Annotated in this window: 9 protein-coding genes; 5 read left to right on the top strand and 4 right to left on the bottom strand. The window is 28.2% G+C overall.

The window, feature by feature from the left end; translation table 11 throughout:
* Positions 1 to 706 precede the first annotated feature (706 nt).
* From I0K12_RS07005 to I0K12_RS06995, 3 genes are all read right to left on the bottom strand, one after another.
* Positions 707 to 2512 (bottom strand): endonuclease, encoded by a 1806-nt coding sequence (locus I0K12_RS07005; RefSeq protein ID WP_196886531.1) that lies wholly within the window; start codon positions 2510 to 2512, stop codon positions 707 to 709.
* A gap of 227 nt (positions 2513 to 2739) precedes the next feature.
* On the bottom strand, positions 2740 to 3945 hold the full coding sequence (locus I0K12_RS07000) for an RsmB/NOP family class I SAM-dependent RNA methyltransferase (protein ID WP_196886522.1): 1206 nt from the start codon (positions 3943 to 3945) through the stop codon (positions 2740 to 2742).
* 135 nt (positions 3946 to 4080) lie between these two features.
* A complete protein-coding gene (locus I0K12_RS06995; protein ID WP_196886520.1) occupies positions 4081 to 4737 on the bottom strand; it encodes a hypothetical protein in 657 nt (218 codons plus the stop codon).
* Positions 4738 to 4947: 210 nt separating this feature from the next.
* Between I0K12_RS06995 and I0K12_RS06990 the strand changes: the two genes are divergently transcribed.
* From I0K12_RS06990 to I0K12_RS06970, 5 genes are all read left to right on the top strand, one after another.
* Complete coding sequence (locus I0K12_RS06990; RefSeq protein WP_196886512.1) at positions 4948 to 6096, top strand: hypothetical protein; 1149 nt, start codon at positions 4948 to 4950, stop codon at positions 6094 to 6096.
* Positions 6096 to 6899: a class I SAM-dependent methyltransferase gene (locus tag I0K12_RS06985; protein WP_196886510.1), complete on the top strand. Its 804-nt coding sequence runs from the start codon at positions 6096 to 6098 to the stop codon at positions 6897 to 6899. Before I0K12_RS06990 ends, I0K12_RS06985 begins: the two co-directional genes overlap by 1 nt.
* On the top strand, positions 6896 to 7765 hold the full coding sequence (locus I0K12_RS06980; RefSeq protein ID WP_196886508.1) for a DUF4846 domain-containing protein: 870 nt from the start codon (positions 6896 to 6898) through the stop codon (positions 7763 to 7765). Before I0K12_RS06985 ends, I0K12_RS06980 begins: the two co-directional genes overlap by 4 nt.
* Before the next feature lie 67 nt (positions 7766 to 7832).
* Positions 7833 to 8273, top strand: coding sequence for a hypothetical protein (locus I0K12_RS06975; RefSeq protein WP_196886506.1), 441 nt, complete (start codon positions 7833 to 7835; stop codon positions 8271 to 8273).
* A gap of 216 nt (positions 8274 to 8489) precedes the next feature.
* Complete coding sequence (locus tag I0K12_RS06970; RefSeq protein WP_196886504.1) at positions 8490 to 8990, top strand: hypothetical protein; 501 nt, start codon at positions 8490 to 8492, stop codon at positions 8988 to 8990.
* 48 nt (positions 8991 to 9038) lie between these two features.
* Here the strand turns inward: I0K12_RS06970 and I0K12_RS06965 are convergent, their stop codons facing one another.
* Positions 9039 to 9602 carry a metallophosphoesterase gene (locus tag I0K12_RS06965; RefSeq protein ID WP_196886502.1) on the bottom strand — a complete coding sequence of 188 codons (564 nt, stop codon included), beginning with the start codon at positions 9600 to 9602 and terminating at the stop codon, positions 9039 to 9041.
* Positions 9603 to 9691 lie beyond the last annotated feature (89 nt).

Raw genomic sequence — 9691 nt, 5'->3', positions numbered from 1 at the left:
TTACCGTCATCAGATTACTGGTTCTCATTAGACATCGTGAAGTCTGTAGGAGTATCAGAAGATGGAACTGTAACGACAAGACGTTATACAAAGAAAGGACACTTTAGTTTGATTAGAAGATAAGAATTCTTTCTATAGAACCTGTTTAAAATTCTGATACAATTTGAAACAGGCTCTTAGAGATATTAAAAATCCCAACTGTAATGGTTGGGATTTTTTTTGTGGTTATTTTATTGGCTTAGGGATTGAAGAGTAAAGCTTTTCTTTTTTCTAAAATTTGTTTTTTCTTAGAAAGTGGAGGCGACCTAAGAAGCCCACGTATTTCTTTTAGAAAAACTTTTTAGAAAAATGAAAACTTGAAACGTAAAGCCCGACTTTGCTTTTGCAAAGGAAGCTCCAGAAAGTAATTTTAAATGAAGAGTGACAAGCTTTCCTAATTTTTAATTGAAATCTGGTGCATTTTTGTTAAGTGTGTCTATTGTATTTAGTATTTGTGTGGTCATGAGTTATGAACTCGTACCAGCTATAGAATTTTATTATTTTAAAACACACCCCTAACCCCTCTCAAGAGGGGAACTTGACAAACAGTAAATACCTTATATTAAATGATAATGATTGCTTAAAAGTTGATTTTATTGTTGAACCAAAAAACAAAAAAGGCAACAAAATTAATTGTTACCTTTTGATATCTATGAACTAGAAAGAATTATTGAACAATAATCTTTTTAGTTTCTGTTTTGTTATCTGAAGAGATTTTTAAAATATAAATTCCGCTTCTTAAGTTAGTGATTTGGAAGTTATTTTCTTTAGTTTCAAAATCTTTGATTAATGAACCTCTAATTGAGAAAACCTGTACATTAGCTTTAGAAATTTCTTTTAAAGTAATGTTGAAGTTTCCGTTACTTGGGTTAGGGTATACATTGAAGATTGATTGTTTTAAATCATCTCCTGTACTTAAATCATCACCTGAAGCCATGATTTTGAAATCATCAATGATCCATAGAGTAGGAGAACCATTTGAGTAATATTTGAAAGCAATGTAATTTTCTCCAGTAATTCCACTAACGTCTACATCTTCGAAAGTTTGCTCGATATAATCTGAACCATTGTAAATAGGTAAAGTGATATTAGGAACAGCAGTCCAAGTGTAGTTTGCTGGGTTTCCACCTCCAGGGTAATCAGAAGAATAAACTAATTCTAAAGGAGAATTTCCGTACTTATATTTGATGAATAAGCTTAATTTTTCATCAGAATATGTATCAAAATTAATTTTTTCTGAAGTGATTAACCAATCTTTAGATAAAACATCTTCTTGGTAACCATTCATTTGGTATTGGTTGTTATCAGTACAGAACCAGCTCTTATCACTAGCTTCATCATATGCTGTAAAAGCAATATTGTCACAGTTACTAAAATCTTCATCAATTAAAGTAATAGCATCTGTGGTAGTAGTAAAAGTTTTTAACTGACTTGGAGCAGAAACATTATCTTCTGTATCTGTAGCAGTAATATAAACTGTATAATCTGTACCTTCTGTTAAGTTAATTAAATCAACATTAGTTTCTGTAGTATTAAGAATTAAAGTTCCATCTACATAAACTTGGTAGTTTGCAATAGTAACTTCATCATTTGTATAATCCCATGTTACATCAGCAGTTGTGTGCGTGATATTTGAAATTGTAACATTTGATGGAGCTTCAAAACCTACACCGTCTCCCCAAATCATATTTACATATTCTGGGTGATCAATAAATGGATTTCTATTTCCTTGGAATTCGTATCCAGCATTATTTCTAACAATCTCTCTTTGGTTTACAGGATCTTGATTGTGCCAGTTTAATAAAATTTCGATAAACCAATCTTCATAAACTTGGTCAGAAGATCCATCTAACATTGCGTGATTCCAGTTAGGAATTTGGCTCTCATATCTTGTAGCAAAATATAACATACATCTTGCGATATCTCCTTTAAACTCATCGATTGGCTCAAATACAGTTCCAGAATAACCTAAAGTAGAATTGGCTCCTCTTTTAGAACCATTATCTGTAGTAACTGATGGATTATCAACTTCTCCGAAAGGGTAACTTCCTCTGATTCCATTAACTTTTCCGTCTGAAGGCACAACATGGTGAAAGTCAGATTTCATAGGACTTGCAGATCCAAAGATACCTTGAGGAAATAAATGCTCTCTATTATAACAATCTCCTTCATTCTGATAGTTTCCACATTTGTCAGTGTAATGAGCAAAGTTATATGGATCCTCTCCGTTAGGATTTTCAGAATACATATCTAAAACACTACCATCATTTTCATAATAGTTATCAGCATCTCCTTCAGCATAAGCACTGTATAAGTCACCATAACCTTGAGCAGAATGTCCGTTTGTAATAATTGTCTTTAATTGTGTTTTAAGAGTAAATCCTGTTGCAGTTGCACTATCATAGTATCCATCAGGAGCTTGTGCGAACAAAGCATTTACACCTAAGAATGATAATAGTAATATTTTTTTCATTAGGGTTGTAATTATGTTAATTGAATATGTAGCAAAAATAGAAGTAATATTGTGAATTCAAAAAAAAATAATTTCATTTTATGTTAAATATATAAAAATACTTTAATTTATTATGAATATAGTAAGGTTGTTTTGTTAAAATAAAGTGTTATTATCAAAAAAAAAGCATAATAAATTAATATTATGCTTTTTTTTTAAATATTTTGTGTGAAATCTACATAAATAGACTATTCAACTCTTTCTAATAATGCCATGTAGAAACCATCGTATCCTTCTGTAGCAGATACTTTTCTATCTTTTACAAATTTAAACTCTGGATGATTACTTAAGAATTTTTCAACTTGCTTCTCATTTTCAGAAGGTAAGATAGAACAAGTAGCATAAACCATTTTTCCTCCTGGTTTTACCATTTGAGAGTATCTATCTAAAATTTCTGCTTGAGTTTCACGAATTCTATCTAAAAAGCTTTCTTCTAATTTCCACTTACTATCTGGATTTCTTTTGAAAACACCAAAACCACTACAAGGAGCATCAATTAAAACTCTATCTGCTTTTCCTTTTAGTTTCTTAATTACTTTTGTAGAATCAATTACACGAGTTTCGATATTATGAGCACCACTTCTTTTAGCACGCTTTTTAAGTTCTGCTAGTTTATGCTTATAAATATCCATTGCAATAATTTGACCTTTATTTTCAGCCAAAGCAGCTAAATGTAAAGTTTTACCTCCAGCTCCTGCACAAGTATCTACAATACGCATTCCTGGTTTTACATCTAAAAAGTCTGCAACTAATTGAGAAGAAGCATCCTGAACTTCAAAATGACCTTTTTTGAAAATTTCAGTCATAAATACATTCTTACGCTCAACTAATTCTAAAGCTTGAGGATAATCTGCAAGCGTTTTAGTTTTGATGTCAATGCTATCTAAATCTTTTTGTAAAAATAATTTATTAGTTTTTAAAGTATTTGTTCTTAATACTACTGGTGCTTGTTTGTTTAAAGCTCTAATTTCTCTTTCCCAACGCTCTTCACCAAGTTCTTCAACAGCTACTTTATCCATCCACTCTGGAATAGACTCACGGATTGCTCTATTTTTCTTAAACTCATCATATCTTCCTCTAATTCTTCTTACAGGAGTATCTTCAAAATATTTCCAATCCGGTAATTGCACTTCATTTAATACACACCAAACCGAAAATACTTTCCATAGATTTTCACGAGTATAATGATTTTTAGTTCCTGCAATTTCATTATAAAGTCTTTTCCAACGAACAATTTCATAAATTGTTTCTGCAACAAAATGTCTATCTCTAGCTCCCCATCTTTTATCTTTTTTCAACGCTTTTGATACAACTTGGTCTGCATAATATCCTTCATTGAAAATAAGATCTAATGAATCTATAACTGTAAAAACTAAATTTCTGTGTAATCTCATTATTTTTTATTTAGAGCGCAAATTTAGTAAAGAATTTTGAAGCGCATACCCTTAAAGATAGTTAATTTTTCAAATCTTCTATTACAAAGAGCCTGTTTAAACTTTTTGATGCAATTTTAAACAGGCTCTTAATTGTTATTTGCTTTCTACATTATATTTTCGGTGAATACCAAATCCATAATTTACTCCAATACCGAAATAACTATTTTTTGAAATATTTCCGATAAATTTAAAACCAAGACTTCTTCCAAAAGATGTTTTTTTCCCGAAAGGAATCAAGCCATAAGGTGCTCTAAATCTTCTTTTTTTTCCTTTAAAAAATTTGATATTCGCTTCATAACCTAGTCCTACATAAGAATTATTTTCCCAATATTCTTTCCCATTTTGAGGACGAATTTTATCAGATTGAAAATTTAAAGAAGGACCTAAAGAAAGACTAAAAGAAGTACCTTTCGAAATCCATCTTTTTCCGTATAACAATCCAACTTCATTGTAGTAACTCTTTTGATCAACATAAGCATAAGGAAGAACTATTAGACCAGCATCAATATAATTACTATGAAAATCGTATTCAGAAAAATGATTGTATCTAAGTGTAAATAAATCTTTGTTATGTTGGTAATTTGTACTTAAACCAAACATAAATCCTCCATTTCCACCTATGACACCAGCTCCTCCAAAATTAAATTCTCCATATATAATAGGAGAGGAGTCGTTGTTTTTGTATTCTTGAGAAAAGGAAAAAAATGATAATAATAATAAGGTAATGTTTAATAAAATGTTGTTTTTCATATTTTGTATTTTTTATTATTCAAGAATAGTAAAATTTTCTGTTAAAAAATTATTTCCAATGTTAATTAATTGTAATCATTCTAAATAAGGTTTTTTAGTAATATAAAATCTTGATTTATCTTCTGTTGTTTTATACTGCTTGCTTAAAGTTTAAGCTATTTTTGATATTTAAACGATAGATTTCTATATTTACGAAAAACAATAAAAATTATGAAAAAGACACAAGTACTAATTCTCTTTTTACTTTTAACTACTTTGATAAGTTGTACAAAAAAAGTAAAAATGGATGGATTTTATTTTGGGGAAATTGGAAAAGAAAATAAGTATCCAACACTAATTAAATTTGATCATGGAAAATTTATTGATTATAATTATTCACCATATAATTATTTCACTTACACCCAAAATGGAAATAGTTTTGAGCTTAAAAATGAATTAAATGAAACTTCTAATTTTGATATAAAAGAACAAAACAATCTCTATTCTCTTTTTGTAAAAGATACTTTGATCTCCGTTTTTGAAAAACAAAAGTCAACTAATTTTGTATTCGATAATTTAAAGGATAAGCAGATTCAGATAAACTTACCAACTGGTGATACTAAAGAAGTAAATTTTAAAAGTCATGATTTTAGAAAATTAATATATTTAGGAAAGAAAGACGATGATTTGGTTGTAAGTTTTAAAGATACTACAATGAAATTAAGTGCTGATTTTAAAGAATTTTTAAATAATTATTATTCAAATGATGAATTATTAGAGTTCCCATTTTTTAATTTTAATATCATTGCAGATAAAAATATTAAAATTAAAGATTTAAACTACCTTAAAAAGATTCTTAAAACTTATGAAACTCATTTTTTTAATTATTTTTTGGAGTCAAGTAAATATGATAAAGTAAAAAAGGTATCGATGGGGTTAAAAAATGTTTATTCAAGTCTATATAATTTTGAATTAGCTGAAAAAGTAGGACCTTCTATTCCACGCCCTCCATTGCCTTATAGAGAAGATCATCATTTTAAAATTAAATTTTCAAATAATCAACTCTATTTAAATGATACTTTAATTACTAAAAAAACATTAGAGAAAACTTTGAAAAACGAAATAGAAAATTACCCAACCAAAACTTTTATATCTTTTTATATTTCAGAAGATTCTAAATATCAAGATTTTATTGATTTAAGTTTATTTTTACATAATATTTATTTAGATTTTAGAGATTCATATTCTGAAAAAATATATAACTTAAAATATGAGGATTTAAAAGACAAGTCGAAAATAAAAGATTTACAGAAAAAATATCCTAAACTATTGTATGAAATAGATAGTACAAGCTATTATAATTTTATAAAAATCAAATAATGAACAAGGAAGAAAATTATCTAGAAATAAATAAAAACTCTTGGAATCAGAAAACGAAATTTCATTTAAAATCTGAATTCTATGATGTTCCTTCTTTTTTAAAAGGCAAAAGTTCTTTGAATCAAACAGAGCTTGATTTATTAGGAAATGTAAAAGGAAAAAAAATCTTACATCTTCAATGTCATTTTGGTCAAGATTCAATTTCTTTGGCTAGAATGGGGGCAGAAGTTACTGCGATTGATTTATCAGATAAAGCAATTGAAGCTGGAAAAGATTTAGCAAAACAAACAAATACAGAAGTTCGTTTTATTTGCTGTGATGTTTATGATTTACCAAATCATTTAGATGAAAAATTCGATATTATTTATACAAGTTATGGAACAATTGGTTGGCTGCCAGATTTGGATAAATGGGCGAAAGTTATTTCTCATTTTTTAAAACCAAATGGCGAATTTGTTTTTGTAGAATTTCATCCAGTAGTTTGGATGTTTGATGATGACTTTAAAGGAGTTAATTATCCTTATTCAAGCAAAGAAGCAATTATCGAAAGTTATGAGGGAACTTACGCAGATAAAAATGCAGATTTAGACGCTGAATATGTGATGTGGAATCATGGAATCGATGTAGTTTTAAGTAGTTTGCTTCAAAATGATTTAGAACTTAAATCTTTTGAAGAATTTAATTATTCACATTATGACTGTTTTCGTCACACTGTCGAATTTGAACCAAATAAATATAGAATAGAAAAATTCGGAGATAAAATTCCGATGATGTATTCGATTAAAGCAATAAAAAAAGCATGAAAATAATTAAATTTTTAGCAGTATCTTTTTCATTAGTTTTCCTTTCTTGCAAAGAAGCTAAAAGTCAAGAAAAGGAACTGCTGATACAAAATAAAATTGAGAATAAAAAAAGTATCATCAATCCAGAAGGAAAAACACTTAAGACAAGATTTGAAACTCCAGAAGGTTTTGAAAGAATAAAAGTTCAGAAAAATTCTTTTGGAGATTATCTTCAAAATCTACCGTTGAAACCACATGGAGCCATTGTAAAATATTATAATAGTGACAACAAATGGAATAAAGATGTTTATCATGCTGTAGTAGATTTAAAAATTGGAAAGAAAGATTTACATCAATGTGCAGACGCTGTGATGCGATTGAGAGCAGAATATTTATGGAATCAAAAGAAGTATGATTCTATTCATTTTAATTTCACTAATGGTTTTCGTGTAGATTATTCAAAATGGATGGAAGGAAATAGAATTGGAATCAAGGGAAATAAAACTTGGTGGAAAAAATCTGCGAAGCCTTCCAATACTTATGAAAATTTTTGGAAATATATGGAGCAAGTTTTTACCTATGCCGGAACTGCTTCGCTTTCAAAAGAATTGAAAAGTGTTTCTGTAAAAGATTTAAAAATTGGTGATGTTTTTATTCAAGGAGGATTTCCTGGACATGCAATTATAGTTGTAGATGTTGCTATAAATCCTAAAACGAAAGAAAAATTATTTATGTTGGCTCAAAGTTATATGCCAGCACAAGAAACACAAATTTTACAAAACTTAGAAAATCCGAAGAGAAGTCCGTGGTATTCTCTAGAACATGCAAATAGATTATATACTCCAGAATGGAGTTTTGATAAAACAGATTTAAAACGATTTAAATAAAATATTTATGTTGATTTGCGAGCAAATACATTTAGTTTGGTTAATTCTTTTAGTTATAAATTTTATAATGGCTATTTTGTTTTTGCTTTCAACTTGGAAAAGAGCAAAGTTTAGTTCTAAACCAATATTAGATGCTCGGTTAAAATATTCTTATTTAGATGTTGTGAATTATCTGAATGAATTAAAAGGAGAAGGGCGAAAATTATATCAAAATTCCATAAAATATTTAGATATGATTTTCCCGCTTCTTTATGCTGCGCTTTTCATTTTTTCGTATTTAAAAATTGGATGTTGGAAACCTGATATCACTATAAACAAAATGATTTTTCTTTTTCCAATTCTCGCTATGATTTTTGATTATTCCGAAAATATTAATATTCTTTACTTCTTAAAAAATCACCCGAATTATACGAAATCTAAAGTCAATAAATCTTCTTTTATGACACAATTGAAATGGTTTTTTATTCTTATTTCAATTGCTTTCGTTTTGCTTTATTTGGTTCTTTGATTCGTTTTAAATAAATCTATTTATAATAAGATTTTCAAACTAGTGAACTTATACTAAAACAACAAAAATACTTTTTGAAAAATACACTATACATTTCAAAAATATATTTGTCAGATTTTTAAATTTACCTTTTCGTTTTTTTATATTTTTACAGGAATCACATTTTTCATTTAACCTTTAATGAAAATTGCTAACTATAAAATTAAATTAACAAAAATGAAGAACTTCAAATTAACTATTTTCCTTTTTCTAGGGGTTACAATTCAAATGTTTGCGCAAGATTTTACGGTGCCTGAGAATTATAAACTTGAAACAAGAGCAGATTATGAAAAATATAAGCCAAATGTTGTAAAAGCAGTTGATTGGTACATTAACACTCCACTGAATCAAGAAAAAGAAAAAAGGGCAAAAGTGTATAAATTTCTTTTTGATTGGGTACAAGGGAGTCCAGATGTTATTATTTCTGTAAATACTTTTAATTTAAATGCTGCTGATTCTCCGGATTTATTGATGGCATTTTTAGGAGGGTGGACAAAATATGCTATTGAGACTAAGAAATATGAGGATGAAATTAATGGTAATCTTGCTGGATTTGATGCTTTGATTCAATATTATGAAACGAATAAATCTTTAATTGGTAAAAAGAAAAAGATTGAAAAAATTATGAAGCTTAAAAAGAAAGGAAAATTAAAAGATAAAATTATTTCTGAAATGTAATAAAATAGAAACAGGATCCGAAAAGATCCTGTTTTTTTATTGAGTTCATTATCGATTTGTGTTTTCGAAAGGTGGTTTCCAATTTTTTTGTTTCATAATCTGTTTCACTTCTTCATAAGAAAGAGGAGCAAAACCATGACAATCTACACCAATATCGAAAGAAAGAGAAGTTTCATCTTCTTGTAAAGTTCCATGAGAATGACCATATAAATGATAACTTCCCCAATGCGAACAATTCCATTCTTTCATGGCATAATGAAACAAAATAACTAATTGTTCTCCGCGTTCAAATTCATCATCTTTTACAACAAGTTCATGATAATCTTTGATCCACTCAAATCTTGTATGGCAAGCTTCTGCAGATTTTTCATGATTTCCTTTGATTAAATAAATTTTACCATTTAATCTTTCTAAGATTTTTCTCATTTTCCCTGAAGAGTAAAAACCAACGTCTCCAAGATGATAAACTTCGTCATTTTCTCCAACTTTTTCATTCCATTTTTGAATCATATATTCATCCATTTCTTGAACAGAATCAAAAGGTCGGTTAGAAAATTTCAAGATGTTTTTATGTCCAAAGTGGTTGTCTGATGTAAAGAATATTTTATTCATTTTTTAAATTTTTTAATTAATAATATCATTGCCGAATTCTTTGGACACACCAGATTACATTTTAAAGGTTTTAAAAGTTCTCATAATTT

This window comes from Aureivirga sp. CE67 (assembly GCF_015767245.1).
Lineage (GTDB): Bacteria > Bacteroidota > Bacteroidia > Flavobacteriales > Flavobacteriaceae > Aureivirga.
The sequence above is the reverse complement of the archived record's forward strand: the minus strand, read 5'-3'. Positions and strand labels throughout refer to the sequence as shown.